This is a genomic window from Streptomyces mayonensis (genome assembly GCF_018982965.1).
Classification (GTDB): domain Bacteria; phylum Actinomycetota; class Actinomycetes; order Streptomycetales; family Streptomycetaceae; genus Streptomyces; species Streptomyces mayonensis.
Genome location: NZ_JACBYP010000150.1, coordinates 1 through 16,587, shown reverse-complemented (window position 1 = coordinate 16,587; position 16,587 = coordinate 1). Strand labels below are relative to the sequence as shown.

Annotated in this window: 15 protein-coding genes and 1 pseudogene; 8 read left to right on the top strand and 8 right to left on the bottom strand. The window is 71.4% G+C overall.

Features of this window, described 5'->3' with window-relative positions; all coding sequences use genetic code 11:
• Window positions 1-1,187 (bottom strand): streptophobe family protein (locus HZS56_RS34170; RefSeq protein ID WP_253915353.1); only part of this gene is annotated, 1,187 nt, incomplete at its 3' end.
• Between the two features lie 240 nt (window positions 1,188-1,427).
• Here HZS56_RS34170 and HZS56_RS34165 point away from each other — a divergent pair.
• A complete protein-coding gene (locus HZS56_RS34165; RefSeq protein ID WP_216724711.1) occupies window positions 1,428-3,995 on the top strand; it encodes an ABC transporter ATP-binding protein/permease in 2,568 nt (855 codons plus the stop codon).
• Window positions 3,996-4,116: 121 nt separating this feature from the next.
• On the opposite strand, the gene HZS56_RS34160 is transcribed toward HZS56_RS34165, so the two are convergent.
• From HZS56_RS34160 to HZS56_RS34150, 3 genes are all read right to left on the bottom strand, one after another.
• Window positions 4,117-4,815 carry a transglycosylase SLT domain-containing protein gene (locus HZS56_RS34160; protein WP_216724710.1) on the bottom strand — a complete coding sequence of 233 codons (699 nt, stop codon included), beginning with the start codon at window positions 4,813-4,815 and terminating at the stop codon, window positions 4,117-4,119.
• Between the two features lie 376 nt (window positions 4,816-5,191).
• On the bottom strand, window positions 5,192-6,349 hold the full coding sequence (locus tag HZS56_RS34155) for an S-adenosylmethionine:tRNA ribosyltransferase-isomerase (protein WP_216724709.1): 1,158 nt from the start codon (window positions 6,347-6,349) through the stop codon (window positions 5,192-5,194).
• Window positions 6,349-7,044 carry an SDR family NAD(P)-dependent oxidoreductase gene (locus HZS56_RS34150; RefSeq protein ID WP_216724708.1) on the bottom strand — a complete coding sequence of 232 codons (696 nt, stop codon included), beginning with the start codon at window positions 7,042-7,044 and terminating at the stop codon, window positions 6,349-6,351. Before HZS56_RS34150 ends, HZS56_RS34155 begins: the two co-directional genes overlap by 1 nt.
• Before the next feature lie 241 nt (window positions 7,045-7,285).
• Here HZS56_RS34150 and HZS56_RS34145 point away from each other — a divergent pair, with 241 nt between their 5' ends.
• The 3 genes from HZS56_RS34145 (at window position 7,286) to chpE (ending at window position 9,555) form a co-directional block, all read left to right on the top strand.
• The gene (locus tag HZS56_RS34145) at window positions 7,286-8,455 is read left to right on the top strand and encodes a GAF domain-containing sensor histidine kinase (protein WP_216724707.1); all 1,170 of its coding nucleotides are present in this window, start codon (window positions 7,286-7,288) and stop codon (window positions 8,453-8,455) included.
• Entirely contained in the window at window positions 8,448-9,089 is a 642-nt protein-coding gene (locus HZS56_RS34140; protein ID WP_216724706.1) for a response regulator, read from the top strand. The genes HZS56_RS34145 and HZS56_RS34140 overlap by 8 nt, the downstream gene beginning before the upstream one ends.
• Window positions 9,090-9,306: 217 nt before the next feature.
• The gene (chpE, locus tag HZS56_RS34135; protein ID WP_216724705.1) at window positions 9,307-9,555 is read left to right on the top strand and encodes a chaplin ChpE; all 249 of its coding nucleotides are present in this window, start codon (window positions 9,307-9,309) and stop codon (window positions 9,553-9,555) included.
• A 235-nt stretch (window positions 9,556-9,790) separates the two neighbouring features.
• On the opposite strand, the gene HZS56_RS34130 is transcribed toward chpE, so the two are convergent.
• Window positions 9,791-10,573 (bottom strand): Rv1486c family protein, encoded by a 783-nt coding sequence (locus HZS56_RS34130; protein ID WP_216724704.1) that lies wholly within the window; start codon window positions 10,571-10,573, stop codon window positions 9,791-9,793.
• A gap of 153 nt (window positions 10,574-10,726) precedes the next feature.
• On the opposite strand from HZS56_RS34130, the pseudogene HZS56_RS34125 reads away from it, so the two are divergent.
• From HZS56_RS34125 to HZS56_RS34115, 3 genes and pseudogenes are all read left to right on the top strand, one after another.
• Window positions 10,727-11,257 (top strand): annotated as a pseudogene (locus HZS56_RS34125) (ABC transporter ATP-binding protein); the annotation flags it as partial.
• A 321-nt stretch (window positions 11,258-11,578) separates the two neighbouring features.
• Window positions 11,579-12,010 carry an NfeD family protein gene (locus HZS56_RS34120; protein ID WP_216724702.1) on the top strand — a complete coding sequence of 144 codons (432 nt, stop codon included), beginning with the start codon at window positions 11,579-11,581 and terminating at the stop codon, window positions 12,008-12,010.
• Window positions 12,011-12,241: 231 nt separating this feature from the next.
• A complete protein-coding gene (locus HZS56_RS34115) occupies window positions 12,242-13,195 on the top strand; it encodes an SPFH domain-containing protein (RefSeq protein ID WP_216724701.1) in 954 nt (317 codons plus the stop codon).
• Between the two features lie 129 nt (window positions 13,196-13,324).
• Here the strand turns inward: HZS56_RS34115 and HZS56_RS34110 are convergent, their stop codons facing one another.
• From HZS56_RS34110 to HZS56_RS34100, 3 genes are all read right to left on the bottom strand, one after another.
• Window positions 13,325-13,831, bottom strand: a complete 507-nt coding sequence (locus HZS56_RS34110; protein ID WP_216724700.1) for an HNH endonuclease — start codon at window positions 13,829-13,831, stop codon at window positions 13,325-13,327.
• A 199-nt stretch (window positions 13,832-14,030) separates the two neighbouring features.
• Window positions 14,031-14,570 carry a YbhB/YbcL family Raf kinase inhibitor-like protein gene (locus HZS56_RS34105; RefSeq protein WP_216724699.1) on the bottom strand — a complete coding sequence of 180 codons (540 nt, stop codon included), beginning with the start codon at window positions 14,568-14,570 and terminating at the stop codon, window positions 14,031-14,033.
• 50 nt (window positions 14,571-14,620) lie between these two features.
• A complete protein-coding gene (locus HZS56_RS34100) occupies window positions 14,621-15,403 on the bottom strand; it encodes a sporulation protein (RefSeq protein WP_216724698.1) in 783 nt (260 codons plus the stop codon).
• A 161-nt stretch (window positions 15,404-15,564) separates the two neighbouring features.
• Between HZS56_RS34100 and HZS56_RS34095 the strand changes: the two genes are divergently transcribed.
• Complete coding sequence (locus HZS56_RS34095) at window positions 15,565-16,206, top strand: DNA-3-methyladenine glycosylase (protein ID WP_216724697.1); 642 nt, start codon at window positions 15,565-15,567, stop codon at window positions 16,204-16,206.
• Window positions 16,207-16,587: the final 381 nt, after the last annotated feature.

The window sequence follows — 16,587 nt, the reverse complement described above, 5'->3', positions numbered from 1 at the left end:
CCCGGCATCCCCGCTCCCGCCCCCGCCGGCGTCCGCACCGGCGCTCCCACCGGCGTCCGCACCGCCGTCAGTACCCCGGCCGTCAGCATCAGCAGGGCCGCCGCCGCACCCAGCAGCCACACCCGCCCGTCCAGCTCCGTCAGCCTCCCCAGCGTGACCGGTTCACCGGTGCCGGAGCCCAGCAGGTCGTCCAGGGGAGCGGGGAGCACCCCGGTCAGCGTACCGGTGGCCCGCCCGTCCCACGGCACGAAGAGGCCGAGGGGGACGCCGAGCCAGACCCCGTTCGGCGCGCCCAGCAGTGCGGCCCCGGCGATCCGCCGCGGATGGTCGTCGCCCACCGCCGCCCAGGCCGCCGCCGCGAGTCCCGCCGCCACCGCCGTCAGCGCCACCGTGACCAGCGCGGAGACGGCCGGCCGCACCACGCGGTGCACGGCCTGCCAGCCGCGCGGCAGGGGAGTACGGCGCGAGGCCAGCAGCGCCACCAGCAGCACCCCGGTGGACCAGAGCAGCCCGCCCAGCAGCGTCGGCACGGTGTCGACGGTGAAGCCGACCGAGGCGTGGGCGTCGACGAGATCACCGACCCGGTCGGGCAGCAGCCCGCCGATGTCACCCACGTCCCCCAGCCCCGGAATCTCCAGACCGCCACCGCCACCGCCACCGTCACCGTCACCGTCACCGTCACCCCCGCTGCCGGGCAGCCCGTCGAGCCCCAGCGAGCCGCCGTCGATCGTGACGACGTCGTGCCCGGCCCAGGCCAGCCCGCCCGTCATCGCCACGAAGAGCGCGACCACCGCCCCCGCCCGGGCGAGGAGTTCGGCCGGCGCGACGACGACTCCGGCGGCCCGCAGGGAGCGCAGAAAGAAGAACGACAGCAGCAGCGCCCCGACCAGGCCCACGCCCAGTGGCGTGATCTCGATGGCCGTGTGCGCCTCCGCGCCCTTCAGACCGAAGGCGGACACGTCGCCGGACGGCGTGACCGACCCACCCGCCCCGAGCGCCACGACCGCCGCGGTCATCGTGCCCAGCGAGCCCGCCGCGTCCGCGTCCAGCAGATGCAGGCCCAGCGCCGCCGTACCCGCCATGCCGATCAACGCCCAGCTCACGGAGGCCACCGCGGACAGCAGTACGTCGCCCCACGGAACCCTGCCGCCGTACCCCTCGGTGCCGGCCTTCACGGACATGCTCATGGCAGACCCCCCGATCCGCTGCGCGGCCCGGTTGCCGCGCATGTCCCCCTCGCGTGGAATACCACTCTCCGAGCAGGTTTCAACCCCGCCGACCACAACGGCCGATGGGCGCCTACGCACTCTTCACAAGGCCCGACTTTCGGTCAGGGCCCCGAGCCTGAAATAGTTCCCCCCGATGTTCGACATCCCTAGACTCCCCGCGACGGGGGTACATCGGGGGACAACTCAGTGGGGCATGGAGTGCCGGAACTCGTACTGGAATCCAATGGACAGACCTGGACGCTCGACCCGTCCCGGTCGTACGCGCTAGGACGCGATCCGCAGGGGGAGCTTGTTTTTGACGACGCCAGGGTCTCCTGGCGGCATGCCACGATCAGTTTCAACGGCCGCAGTTGGGTGGTCGAGGATCACGGCAGCACCAACGGCACCTTCGTGCACGGGCAGCGTGTACAGCACATGGAGCTCGGCGCCGGCACGGTGCTGAACCTGGGCAACGCGACCGACGGGCCGCGCGTGAACCTGACCGGCGCCCAGTCCGCCGTCGGCACGCCGCAGGCACAGCCGCAGCAGCAGCCGTACGCCGCGCAGGGCGCGAACGCGGGCTGGGCCCAGCAGGCCCCGGCCCAGCAGCCGCCGCCGCAGCAGGTCCCGCAGCACGGGCAGCCGCAGGCGCCGCAACCCGGCTGGCAGCAGCAGGCCGCACCGCAGCCGCAGCAGGCGGCCGCGCCGCACTTCCCGCAGCAACAGGGACCCGGCGGCGCGGCGGGGGCGCCACCGTCACACGGCGACCGCAGCCCGACCACGTTCCACCAGTTCTCGCTCGGGCGCGTGATGCGCATCGGCCGTGCCCTGGAGAACGACCTGGTCGTCTCCGACCTGCAGGTCTCCCGCAACCACGCGGAGTTCCACGCCACGCCCGACGGGCGCATGGAGATCCGCGACCTGGGGTCGCACAACGGCACGTACGTCAACGGTCTGCCGATCGCCAAGGGCGGCTCCCAGCTGCTGGGTCCGACCGACATCGTGGGCGTCGGCCACTCGACGTTCCGGATCGTCGGCGACCGGCTCGAGGAGTTCGTCGACACCGGTGAGGTGTCCTTGTCCGCCCGCCACCTGACCGTCACGGTCGACGGCGGCAAGCAGATCCTGAAGGACGTCTCCTTCGGCGTGCCCGAGAAGTCGCTGATCGCGGTGATCGGCCCGTCGGGTTCCGGCAAGTCGACCCTGCTCAAGGCGCTCACCGGGTACCGGCCCGCCGACCAGGGCGAGGTCCTCTACGACAACCGGAACCTGTACAAGCAGTTCGCCGAGCTGCGCCAGCGCATCGGTCTGGTCCCCCAGGACGACATCCTGCACAAGGAGCTGACCGTCAAGCGCGCCCTCAAGTACGCGGCGAAGCTCCGCTTCCCGGCCGACACCACGGCCGCCGAGCGCGACTCCCGCATCGACGAGGTGCTGCGCGAGCTGAAGCTGGACATCCACAAGGACAAGAAGGTCACGTCCCTGTCCGGCGGTCAGCGCAAGCGGGTGTCCGTCGCCCTGGAGCTGCTCACCAAGCCGTCGCTGATCTTCCTGGACGAGCCGACCTCCGGTCTCGACCCGGGCATGGACCGCGACGTGATGCAGCTGCTGCGCGGCCTGGCCGACGACGGCCGCACGGTCCTCGTCGTGACCCACTCGGTGGCCGAGCTGGCGATCTGCGACAAGCTCCTCGTGATGGCGCCGGGCGGCTCGGTCGCGTACTTCGGCCCGCCCGAGGAGGCGCTGAACTTCTTCGGCTACGACACCTGGGCCGACGTCTTCTCCGCCTTCGAGAACTACCGCGACTACGACTGGGCGGGCCGCTGGAAGGGCTCGCAGCACTACCAGATGTACGCCGCGGACATCGACGCGGTGGCGCCGCAGTCCGTACAGGTGCCCGCGATGCAGGCCATGAAGCCGCCGAAGCCGCAGGGCTGGATGTCCCAGTTCGTCACCCTCGTGCGGCGCTATGTCTCGGTGATCGTCTCCGACAAGGGCTTCCTGGCCCTGACCGTGATCCTGCCCGCGGTGCTGGGCGCGGTGAGCCTGCTCATCGATCCGGACAAGGGCCTGCTGCCCAATCCGGCCAACCCGCAGACCGGCCGGATCATTCCCAACGGCACCGCCACCACGGTCCTGCTGATCCTCGCGGTCGGCGCCTGCTTCGCGGGCGCCGCGAACTCGGTCCGTGAGCTGATCAAGGAACGGGTCATCTACGAGCGGGAACGCGCGACCGGCCTCTCCCGGTCCGCGTACCTGATGTCCAAGGTCTTCGTGCTCGGCACGGTCACCGTGCTGCAGGGCCTGCTGGTCGGCGTGATCGGCTTCGCCAGCCGGGAGATCCCCGACGAGGGCCTGGTGCTGGGCGGCCTGACCCTGGTCGAGCTGTCGCTGCCGATCATGGCGCTCGGCTTCACCTCGATGATGTTCGGCCTGATCATCTCCTCGCTGGTCAAGACCGCCGAGAAGACCATGCCGCTGCTGGTCATGTTCGCGATCATCCAGGTCGTCTTCACCGGCTGCCTCTTCGCGCTGAACGACGCGGTGGGCGTCAACCAGTTCTCGTACCTGATGCCGTCCCGCTGGGCGGTCGCCGCGGCCGGTGCCACGCTGGACTTCAACAAGATCAGCCCGCCCGAGCAGGGGTCCGACGCCGACCCGCTGTGGGAGCACACCCTGGGCGCCTGGAGCCTGGACATGGCGGCCCTGATCGTCCTCGGCGTGATCTGCGGCTTCTTCGTGGCCCGCTTCCTGCGCCGCCACGAGCCCGAGGTCATGCGCAAGTAACAGGTGGCCGGGCGGCGCGAGCCCCCCGTACGCCCCGAAGGGCGGCACCCCCCTCAGGAGGGTGCCGCCCTTCGGCGTGGAAACCGGCGTCGGCGACGTCGTGAAGAGGTCCGCGCCGACCTCAGTACGCGCTGTCGACGTTGTCCATGGTGCCGTACTTGTCCGCGGCGTAGTTGCACGCGGCGGCGATGTTGGCTACCGGGTCGTAGATGTCCCAGGACGTGCCGGGCACGTGGTACGCCTTGAACGTCGGCGGGATGACCTGCAGCAGGCCCTTCGACGGGACGCCGTTGATGGCGTTGATGTCCCAGTCGTTGATGGCCTTCGGGTCGCCGGCCGACTCCCGGATGATGTTGCGGTGGATGCCGTCGTAGCTGCCCGGGATGTCGTGCTTGGCCAGGACGGCCCGGGCCTCGCGGATCCAGCCGTCGAGGTTGTCCGGGTAGGACTTCGCGGCCTTCTTGACCTCGGTGCGCTCGGCGGAGCGGCTGGTGGACTTCTTCGTCTCGTGCTTCTCGACGGCCTTCTTCGGGGTGGCGGCCTTCTTCGAGGCCGCCTCCTTCTTGGCGTCGATCGCGGCGACCTTCTGGCTCGCGCCGGCGAGCTGGCCGGTGACGCCGGCGTCGACGTCCTTGATCTGCTTGGTGCTGTACTCCACCTTGGCCGTGGGAGCGGCCTCGCTGGTGGTCGACTGGCCGCTGGCCGGGACGGCGGTGAGGGCGACGGCGGCGGCGCCGAGCGTGCCGACACCGGCTATCGCGGCCTTCTGGGTGCGGTTCAGGCTGCGACTGCGACCACGGGGAAGGATGTTCTTGAGCATGGCGGGATAGACCTCTTCGAATAGCGCGGAGGTCGCTCTCGTCCGGTGGGGACAGTTGGTGCTTGGGGCACAAACACCGCGGGTCCGAACCCGCAGTGCTGAGCGACGAGAGCAATTCTTAGCGGCCGCAAAATTCGGTGGCAAAGGTGTGACGTACGATCCGAGATAGTGGATCAGGGTCGGGCGAAAAAGGACAGAGAGGACTGTTCGCCCCGGTCAAAACGGACGAGTCGCTCTCCTAATCCTCTTCGTACGTGACGTGCGCCCTATGTGCGGGCTCACATCCGACCCCCGCGGTTCTCACGTTTGGTTGCTAGAGCAATGCGATGCGTGAGGGTTTCCCAGCCCCCCTCGCACCGCAGCACCCGCACCCCGCCTACGGCAGCAGGAGATGCACGTCGCCGAACTCGTGCCACAGGTAGCGCCCGCGCACCGCGGCCTCGTACCCGCGGTCGATCGCCGCCCGCCCCGCCACCGCCTCCAGCATCAGCAGGTGCGACGCCTCGGGCTCGTGCAGCCCCGTGAGCAGACCGTCCACCACCCGCACCCCGCGCTCCGGAGTCACGACCAGGTCCGTCCACCCCGCCGCCGCACGTACGACGCCGTCGGCCCCTGCCGCCGACTCCACCGCCCGCACCGCGGTCGTCCCCACCGCGATCACCCGCCCGTCACCGGCCCCGGCCGCGTTGATCAGCCGCGCCGACGCCGCCGGCACCGAGAACCGCTCCGGGTACGGCGGCTCGTGCGCCTCCGCCGAGGCCACCCCCGTGTGCAGCGTCACCGGCGCGAACTGCACCCCGCGGCTCACCAGCTCCGCCACCCGCCGCGCCGTGAAGGGCCGCGCCGCACTCGGCATCTCCGCGCTGCCCGCCCCGTCCGCGGACGGCAGCGCGAACACCGTCTGGTACGCCGACAGCGGCTGGTCCCGCTCCGTGTAGGAGTAACGAATGGCCCGCCCGTGCTCCCGCAGCACCACCGGCACCTCCGCCCCCGACACCCGCGCCCACCACAGCCTCTCCCCGCGCGCGCTCACCGGCTCCTCGAGCACCAGCCGCCCACCGCCCGGCAGCAGTACCTCCGGCTCCGCCCCCGCCGGACCGCCGGCGCCCGAACGCCCCGCCCGGCGCCTCCCGCGCTCCGCGTGCCCTTCTTCTTCTGGTCCCGCTACCTCCCTTTCTTCCGCACGCGCGCGCGTGCGGCCCTCCACCCCGGCACGCGCGCGCGTGGTGCCCCTCCCGTCCGGTTCCCGCAGCTCGACGGCCCACCGTCCGTCGTCCCCGCGTGTGGAGAAATGCACCACCACGCGCGCGTGCCCGACCCGGCCGTCGACGGCGGCGGCCAGCGTGGGCGAGGTGTTGACCACCAGCAGGTCCCCGGCCCGCAGCAGCCCCGGCAGCTCCCCGAAGACGTGGTGCGACACCTCGGTGCCGTGCGACACCAGCAGCCGGACCCCGTCCCGGTCCAGGCCGGGCCCCCGCTGCTCGGCCGGCACCCGCGCCGACAGCTCCTCCGGGACCCTCAGCGCCAGCGCCATCACCGCGCTCCCAGCAGCGCCGGAGCCCCGTAGCGCCCGCTGGCCGGCCGCTCGTCCAGCAGCCGCAGCAGCGCCGGTACGACGCTCACCGGATCGGGCCGCGGACCGTCGTCGTCCGGCACGGCGGCGGCGTACAGATCGGTGGCCATGTCCCCCGGATCGACCGCCCAGACCCGCAGCCCCGGCTCCTCCGCGCCCAGCACCGCCGCCAGCTGGTCCAGGGCCGCCTTGGACGCCCCGTAACCGCCCCACGTCTCGTACGCCTCGGCCGCCGCGTCCGAGCTGACCGTCAGCACCGCGCCCGCGGGCGCCGCCCTGAGCGACGGCAACGCCTGACGCACCAGGCCCAGCGCGGCCACGACGTTCACCTCCAGGGCCCGCCGCAGCCCGTCCAGCGGCAGCTCCGCCAGTCGCACCAGCGGCTCAGCGCCCAGCGCGCTCGCATTGCTCACCAGCAGGTCCACCCCGCCCAGCAGCCCGGCCCGCTCCACCAGACCCGTACGGTGCCGGGAGTCGGTGACGTCCCCCGGCAACGCCACGACGCGCGTGCCGTACGCCTCCAGCGCCGTCGCCGTCTCCTGCAGCACCTCGGCGTTCCTGGCGTCGAGCACCAGGTCCCAGCCGCGCGCCGCCAGGGCCTCGGCGAACGCCCTGCCCAGCCCCTTCGACGCCCCCGTGATGATCGCAACCGGCATGACACACGTCCCCTTCGTCGTCCCCGCCGACCGGTCGGCCCGGCGTGATCCTCAACGTAGGAACCGGGCCCCGCCGGCCGCCTCGGGCACGGGCCCCAACCGTGCGGGGCCCTTCGCCCTAGGCCCGGCCGACCCTCGCCCTAGGCCCGGCGGGCGGGACCCCCGACCTAGGTCCACCGTCCTAGGCGGCGGCGGTCACAGGCCCGATCCCGCTGTCACACCCCGCCGGTACCGTGAGGACATGAGCCACGGCCCCCGGTCCGGCCTCGCGGCGGTCAGTTCCGCGCTGCTGGCCATGAGCAGGCACCTCGAGGTGCGCGACGTCCTCAAGACGATCGTCGCCTCGGCCCGCGAGCTGCTCGACGCGCAGTACGCCGCCCTCGGCGTCCCCGACGACCACGGCGGCTTCGCCCAGTTCGTGGTCGACGGCGTCAGCGACGAGCAGTGGAAGGCCATCGGCCCCCTCCCGCGCCAGCACGGCATCCTGGCCGCGATGCTCCACGGGGCCACCCCCGAGCGCCTCGCCGACGTGCGCAAGGACCCGCGCTTCGAGGGCTGGCCCGCCGCCCACCCCGACCTCGTCGACTTCCTGGGCCTGCCGATCCGCGACGGCGACGAGGTCATCGGGGCCCTGTTCCTGGCCAACAAGGTGCGCCCCGCGGAGGGACCCCGCCCGTGCCCCGAGCCCGACGGCACCTGCGGCTTCACCGCGGACGACGAGGATCTGCTCGGCATCCTCGCCCAGCACGCCGCGATCGCCCTCACCAACGCGCGCCTGTACGAGCGCAGCCGTGAGCTGACCATCGCCGAGGAGCGCTCCCGCCTCGCCCACGAGCTGCACGACGCGGTCAGCCAGAAGCTGTTCTCCCTGCGCCTGACCGCCCAGGCCGCCACCGCCCTGGTCGACCGCGACCCCGCGCGGGCCAAGGGCGAGCTGCAGCAGGTCGCCACCCTGGCCGCGGAGGCCGCCGACGAGCTGCGCGCCGCCGTCGTCGAGCTGCGCCCCGCGGCCCTGGAGGAGGACGGACTCGTGGCCACCCTGCGCACCCAGATCCAGGTCCTCGACCGGGCCCACGCCGCGCGCGTGACCTTCGCCGGGCACGGCGTCAAGGCGCTGCCCGCCGCCCAGGAGGAGGCCCTGCTGCGCGTCGCCCAGGAGGCCCTGCACAACGCCCTGCGCCACTCCGGGGCCGAGCATGTCGGGGTGACCCTGCACCGGCGTGGCACCGGAGCCGTCCTGCGGGTCACCGACGACGGCGGCGGCTTCGACCCGCGCGCGGTCCGCCGCGCCGGACGCCACCTGGGCCTGGTCTCGATGCGCGACCGGGCGGGGGGCACCGGCGGCAGGCTGACCGTGCGGTCCGCGCCCGGCGAGGGCACCACGATCGAGATGGAGGTTCCCGGTGGCTGACGCGATCAGGGTGCTGCTCGTCGACGACCACCAGGTCGTCCGCCGGGGCCTGCGCACCTTCCTGGAGGTGCAGGACGACATCGAGGTGGTGGGCGAGGCCGCGGACGGCGCCGAGGGCGTCGACCGCGCCCAGGAGCTGCGGCCCGACGTGATCCTCATGGACGTCAAGATGCCGGGCATGGACGGCGTCGACGCGCTGCGCAGACTCCGCGAGCTGGACAACGACGCGCGCGTGCTGGTCGTCACCAGCTTCACCGAGCAGCGCACCGTGGTCCCGGCCCTGCGCGCGGGCGCCGCCGGGTACGTCTACAAGGACGTCGACCCCGACGCGCTCGCGGGCGCCATCCGCTCCGTCCACGCCGGCCACATCCTGCTCCAGCCCGAGGTCGCCGGCGCCCTCCTGAGCCAGGAGGAGAACAACTCCGGGCAGGGCAGGGCGGGTTCCCTCACCGAGCGGGAGCGAGAGGTGCTGGGCCTGATAGCGGACGGCCGCTCCAACCGGGAGATCGCCCGCGCGCTGGTGCTGTCCGAGAAGACCGTGAAGACCCACGTCTCGAACATCCTGATGAAACTCGACCTGGCGGACCGCACCCAGGCCGCCCTGTGGGCCGTACGCCACGGCGTGACCGGTTGACAGGCTGACCTGCTGACCGCGGCCGGAGGGGGAGGGGGCAGCGGCCAGCGCGTGCCCGCAGGGGCCGTACGCGGCGGCCCGGCGGAGAGTTCCCCTGCGGTCGGAGATTCATACCGTCGTGGGAATGTCCCCCACATGGCGCATCCTTCGAGGGGGCCGGCCGTTCTCCAGTGCATGCCGCGGCGACTGCCGCGGTGATCGCGAGGAGGGCTTGCAAGTGAAGAACCTGAAGAAGGCAGCGGCCGTGACGATGGTGGCCGGCGGGCTGATGGCCGCGGGTGCGGGCATGGCCTCCGCCACCGACGGCGGCGCCCACGCCCACGGCAAGGCCGTCGGCTCCCCGGGCGTCGCCTCCGGCAACCTGGTCCAGGCCCCGGTCCACATCCCGGTCAACGCCGTCGGCAACAGTGTCAACGTCATCGGCGTCCTGAACCCGGCCTTCGGCAACCTGGGCGTCAACCACTGACCCGGACCACCCCAACGCCGCCCCTCGGCCCTCCCGCCCCAGCTGGCGGGAGTCGTGCCTCCCTCAGTGCCAAAAAGGCCTGGGAGGTACCCCCAGGGGCGGCACGGGCGGGCGCTGGGGTGCACCTCCCGCCTCCCAGGCCGTTTCAGGCACTGGGGGGAGGCACCCGGTCGGCGCCGGTTCGCCGCACCCCGCCCCGGCCGGCACCGGCGCAGGGCACCCCGGCGGGAAACGGTCACCGCATCCCCCGCTCCACCACAACGGAGTTGTACGCCGCGACCTGCGCCCGCCGAGCCACCCGCTCCACCGGCCTCAGCGCCTCCCCCCGCGCCGCGATCTCGGACGCGCTCACCGCACCCCCGTGCCCGTTCTCCGAGGCCAGCGTCACCAGGGCCGCCACCCGCTGCGCCAACTCCAGCACCCGCACCGCCCGCGGCGGATACCCCGGCGCCAGCACCTCCCGCCCCTGCTCGGCCCGCGCCCGGTACGCCTCGATCGCCGCCTCCGCCACCGGCCCCGACCCGGCCACGTCCAGCCGCGTCAGCACCTCCGTCGCGTCGCGCAGCGCCTCCGCCAGCTCCCGCTCCGCCTCACCGAGCGACGGCACATCCGCCGGCGGAGCCTCCCGCACCGGCAGACAGCGCCAGACGACCTCGACGTGCACATCGCCCTCCGGCCCGGCCTCGTGCACCTCCGGCACCAGACCCAGTGCCGCCCCCTCGCAGATCACCGCCTCCTCGGCCTCCAGCGCCCGGGCGTTGAAGTCCGGCGGGCCGCTGAGCCCCAGCGGATGCCCCGGCGCGGGCAGCGCGACCCGCAGCCCACTCGCCCCGAGCGCCCGCAGCCGCCCCAGCGCCAGCGTGAGACCGACCGGCGCCGATTCGCCGGGCAGCCCCTCCACCCGGTGCACCGCGTCCTCACCGACGATCGCCACCACGGCGTCGTCCGGCGAGACCATGTGGGCAATAAGGGCATTTCCCCAGGCGGCAAGGCGCCCTGCACGTGGTTCCGAGAGCATCCCCCCACCCTAAGGACCGGACCGATGGAACGGTGAAGCCGACCGGTGGCGTAGATTTCCTGGAGGGGCCTGCGCCCACCGGCGCCGCGGTCCGAGCCACAGGTGTACGCGACAGCCGAGACCGGCCACAACGCAAGGGGAGACAACGCGCTCATGAGCGATGTTCTGGAGCTTCAGGACGTATCCGTGGTCCGCGAGGGCCGGGCTCTGGTGGACCAGGTCTCCTGGTCGGTCAAGGAGGGCGAGCGCTGGGTCATCCTCGGCCCCAACGGCGCCGGCAAGACCACCCTCCTCAACGTCGCGTCCAGCTACCTCTACCCGAGCAACGGCACCGCCACCATCCTCGGCGAGACCCTCGGCAGGCCCGGCACCGACGTCTTCGAACTGCGCCCGCGGATCGGTATCGCCGGCATCGCCATGGCCGACAAGCTGCCCAAGCGCCAGACCGTCCTGCAGACCGTGCTGACCGCCGCGTACGGTATGACCGCCGGCTGGCAGGAGGAGTACGAGGACGTCGACGAGCAGCGCGCCCGCGCCTTCCTCGACCGACTGGGCATGACCGAGTACCTGGACCGCAGGTTCGGCACCCTCTCCGAGGGCGAGCGCAAGCGCACCCTGATCGCCCGCGCCCTGATGACCGACCCCGAGCTGCTGCTCCTCGACGAGCCGGCCGCCGGCCTCGACCTCGGCGGCCGGGAGGACCTCGTGCGCCGCCTCGGCCGCCTCGCCCGCGACCCGATCGCGCCCTCCATGATCATGGTGACCCACCACGTCGAGGAGATCGCCCCGGGCTTCACCCACGTCCTGATGATCCGTCAGGGCAAGGTCATGGCCGCCGGTCCGCTGGAGCTCGAACTCACCTCCCGCAACCTGTCCCGCTGCTTCGGACTCCCGCTCGTCGTGGAGCAGACCGGCGACCGGTGGACCGCCAAGGGGCTCCCCCTGTCCTGAGCCGCCCCCCGTGCGCCCTGTCCCCGGCAGGCCCAACCGACCTACCATGACAGCGTGAACGACATCGACGCATGGGTGTGGTGGCTCGTCGCCGCGGCAGCGCTCGGAATTCCGCTCGTCGTGACCGCGATGCCGGAGTTCGGGATGTTCGGCGTCGGCGCGGTCGCCGCCGCCGTGACCGCCGGGCTCGGCGCGGGCGTCGTCGCCCAGGTACTCGTCTTCGTCATCGTCTCGGTCGCCCTCATCGCCGTCGTACGGCCCATCGCCGCCCGGCACCGCTCCCAACAGCCGCAACTGGCCTCGGGCGTGGACGCCCTGAAGGGCAGACAGGCCGTCGTCCTGGAACGGGTCGACGGCACCGGCGGGCGGATCAAACTCGCCGGGGAGGTCTGGTCGGCACGCGCCCTGGACTCCGGGCGCGCCTTCGAGGCGGGTGAGGAAGTGGACGTGGTGGAGATCGACGGGGCCACGGCCGTCATCATGTGACCCCGGCACACCAGCCCGACGTACGACCCCGACATGTGACTTCGACGTGCACAAGTGGGCCGAACGACTCCCGAGTCGTGCGACGGTCTGTCAGACTCGACCAGCAAGATCCTCAACAGCCGTAGGATCAGCAGTAGTCAGGACCAGCCGGATCACCAGGATCCGGGCAACGCGAACTGGTCAACAGGATCTGCCGGAGCGCCGAGGCGGAGAAGGGGACGGACAACCACGATGGAACCGGTCATCATCGTCTTGATCATCCTGGTGGTGTTGGTCTTCATCGCCCTGATCAAGACCATCCAGGTCATTCCACAGGCCAGCGCGGCCATCGTCGAGCGCTTCGGACGCTACACGCGGACCCTCAACGCGGGCCTCAACATCGTGGTCCCGTTCATCGACACCATCCGCAACCGCATCGACCTGCGCGAACAGGTCGTCCCCTTCCCGCCGCAGCCGGTCATCACCCAGGACAACCTGGTCGTCAACATCGACACCGTCATCTACTACCAGGTGACGGACGCCCGCGCCGCGACCTACGAGGTCGCCAGCTACATCCAGGCGATCGAGCAGCTCACCGTCACCACGCTGCGGAACATCATCGGCGGCATGGACCTGGAACGGACCCTGACCTCCCGCGAGGAGATCAACGCGGCCCTGCGCGGCGTCCTCGACGAGGCCACCGGCAAGTGGGGCATCCGCGTCAACCGCGTCGAGCTCAAGGCCATCGAACCGCCCACCTCCATCCAGGACTCGATGGAGAAGCAGATGCGCGCCGACCGGGACAAGCGCGCCGCGATCCTCCAGGCCGAAGGTGTCCGGCAGTCCGAGATCCTGCGCGCCGAGGGCGAGAAGCAGTCCCAGATCCTGCGTGCCGAGGGTGAGGCCAAGGCCGCCGCCCTGCGCGCCGAGGGCGAGGCCCAGGCCGTCCGCACCGTCTTCGAGGCCATCCACGCCGGCGACCCGGACCAGAAGCTGCTCTCCTACCAGTACCTCCAGATGCTCCCGAAGATCGCCGAGGGCGACGCCAACAAGCTCTGGATCGTCCCCAGCGAAATCGGCGACGCCCTCAAGGGCCTGTCCGGCGCCATGGGCAACATCGGCGGCCTGGGCGGCGGCTCGGGCAGCGGCAACGGCGGCGCCACGGTCCCGCCCCAGGAACGCCGCGAGAAGCCGTCGATCGACTGACGGCACGCACCGGATGCCGGACGCGCGGGGCCGTACCGACGTACGGCCCCGTCGCGCGGCCACGACCAGCCACGAACGCGGACGCCCCGGGCTCAGCCGCGGAGACCACGAACCCCTACGGCGGAGCCGTCACGCGGCCTCCAGAGCCAACCACTCCGGCAGCGCCGCGAAGTCGTCCCGGGCCAGCGCCAGCAGCATCGCATCCGCGGGAGTCGGCTCGAACGGCTCCCGCAGCAACGGCATCCCCGCCTGCTCCGGCGTCCGGTTCGCCTTGCGGTGATTGTCCTGCGCACACGAGGCCACCGTGTTCAGCCACGTGTCCTGACCTCCGTGCGAGCGCGGCACCACGTGGTCGACGGTCGTCGCCCGCCGCCCGCAGTACGCGCACCGGTGCCGGTCCCGGACCAGCACACCTCGCCGCGACCACGGAGCACGTCTTCGGAACGGCACCCGTACGTACTGGCACAGCCTGATCACCCGGGGCGCGGGTATGTCGAGCGCGGCTCCGCGCATCCGCAGCGAGGGGTGGGCCTGCTCGACGACGGCCTTGTCCTGGAGCACCAGAACGACGGCTCGGTTCAACGTCACCGTCGACAACGGCTCGAAGCTCGCGTTCAGCACCAGCGTGTCCCGCATACCAGCCCACCTCCCGTGTGCACCGGCCCACCCCCTGGCGGGCTGGGATCAACTCTGGCCGGGCACGCCGAGATGGACAACGCAATATCTGCAGCTCCACGGGGCAACGTCCCCCCGCCACTCCTGGCAACAAAAATGCCCGCCCCTGATCCATTCCAAGACCAGGGGCGGGCAAACGTTCCATGAACGCTCGGAACGCTCAGCCCTCCGCGGGCACCTCGTACTCACCGATCAGCTGGGCCCGCGCGATCGTGTGGAACCGGAGGTTGAAACCGACGAAGGCGGGAGTGCCTTCCGAGTCCGGCCCGAGCTTCTCCTGGTCCACGGCGTACACCGTGAACACGTACCGGTGCGGACCGTCCCCGGCCGGCGGCGCGGCACCACCGAACTCCTTGGTGCCGTAGTCGTTGCGCGCCTGCACGGCACCCTCGGGCAGTCCCTCGAACGTGCCGCTGCCCGCGCCCACCGGCAGCTCGGTCACCGAGGCCGGAATGTCGAACACCACCCAGTGCCAGAACCCGCTTCCCGTCGGCGCGTCCGGGTCGTAGCACGTCACGGCGAAGCTCTTGGTCTCGGCGGGGAAACCCTCCCAGCGCAGCTGCGGAGAGGTGTTGCCGGCCGCGTGGACCTGAGCGTCCTTGAGCGTCCCGCCCTCCCGGACGTCCTCGCTCGTGACCGTGAACGACGGCACGGGCGGATGGAAGTCGTGGGGGAGTGGACGCCGCTTCAGCTCGGTCACCTCGGTACCTCCTGAATGGTCTGGTGCAGAGACGACCGAGCCTAGATCTTCTAGAACCAGTTCCGCTTGCTGCCGACCTCCGACAGCCACTGGTTGAGGTACGCCGCCCAGTCGGTGCCCCGGTAGTCGTCCAGACCCACCTGGAAGGAACGGAACGTGTCGCTGCCCTCGCTGAACAGCCCCGGCTTCTTGTCCATCTCCAGCACGACGTCCATCGCCCGGGAGTCGGCCACGAAGCTCAGCTCGACCTGGTTCAGCCCGCGGTACTGCTGCGGCGGGAAGAACTCGATCTCCTGGTAGAAGGGGAGCTGCTGCCGCGTGCCCCGGATGTGCCCCCGCTCCATGTCCGCGTTCTTGAAGCGGAAGCCCAGCTGGATGAACGCGTCCAGGATCGCCTTCTGCGCCGGAAGCGGGTGCACGGCCACAGGGTCCAGGTCGCTGGAGTCCACGGCCCGGGCGATCGCCAGCTCGGTGCTCACACCGATGTGCATCCCGCGCAGCGACTGCCCGTCGATCATCGTGATCGGCGTCTCCCACGGGATCTCGAGCCCGAACGGCACCGCGTGCACCGCCTCGGCCTGCAGCTGGAAGGCGCCGCCGAGCTGCACCTTGGTGAACTCGATGTCCTGCTTGTACTCCTGGTCGCCGCTCTCCACCTCGACCTTGGCCTGGAGCCCGACCGACAGCCCCTGGATCTCCTGGTCGATGGACCCGCCCTGGATCCGCACCTCGCCCTGGACGACACCTCCCGGAACGACGTTGACCTCGCTCAGCACGGTCTCCACCGAAGCCCCGCCGGCCCCCAGGCTCGCGAGCAGCTTCTTGAACGCCATGTCTCTCCCTCTCCAGGCATACGTGTGAATCGCAGACGTGCGAATCCTCGATCCCTACAAACGCGATCCGGCCGTGGCCGGTTCCGCGACCCACACCCTGGCAAGGCGGACGCCCCCTGACCACCCCGCGGACGAACCCGGCTGCGTTACGCTCGGACGGCATGATCGCGAGCCCCGACCGTACGCCCCTGCCCAGGGAATTCTTCGACCGCCCCATCCTCGAAGTCGCCCCTGACCTCCTGGGCCGCATCCTGGTCCGCAACACCCCGGACGGTCCGATCGCCCTCCGCCTGACGGAGGTCGAGGCCTACGACGGGCAGAACGACCCCGGCTCGCACGCCTACCGCGGACGCACACCCCGCAACGACGTGATGTTCGGTCCCCCCGGACACGTGTACGTCTACTTCACCTACGGCATGTGGTTCTGCATGAACCTGGTCTGCGGCCCCGAGGGCAGGGCGAGCGCCGTACTGCTCCGCGCAGGCGAGATCATCGAGGGAGCGGAGCTGGCCCGGGTGCGACGTCATTCCGCCCGCAGTGACAAGGAACTGGCCAAAGGCCCGGCCCGCCTCGCCACCGCCCTGGACGTGGACCGCGCCCTGAACGGCACGGACGCCTGCACGACCGACGACACCCCGCTGCGCATCCTGACCGGCACCCCGATCCCCGGTGACCAGGTACGCAACGGACCACGGACCGGCGTCGCCGGCGAGGGCGGTGTCCATCCCTGGCGCTACTGGGCCGCCGACGACCCGACGGTGAGCCCCTACAGGGCCCACGTCCCGAGGCGCCGCCGAAGTTGACTCGCCTTTGGGATACGCGTAACGTGGCCCGAGCCGCTTGACCCGGGTACGGCAATCGCCTGCAGCCGGAAGCGGCCAACCCACTACCTACGACTTCCCTCAGCGGGAGTGAATCCGGCGTGCCCGCATGCCTGAATTCAATCTCGCCGGACCCGATTATGAGTCCGCAGAGGAATCGGCTAACGTAGTGAATGTCGAAAGGCCGACGGGCGAAAGTCCGGAAACCGCGACGAATCCCGCCGACAGGGAATCGGACCGAAAAGGTCTGATAGAGTCGGAAACGCAAGAACAGCAAGACAGTAGGACCGAAGGGAAGCGCCCGGAGGAAAGCCCGAGAGGGTGAGTACGAAGGAAGCGTCCGTTCCTTGAGAACTCAACAGC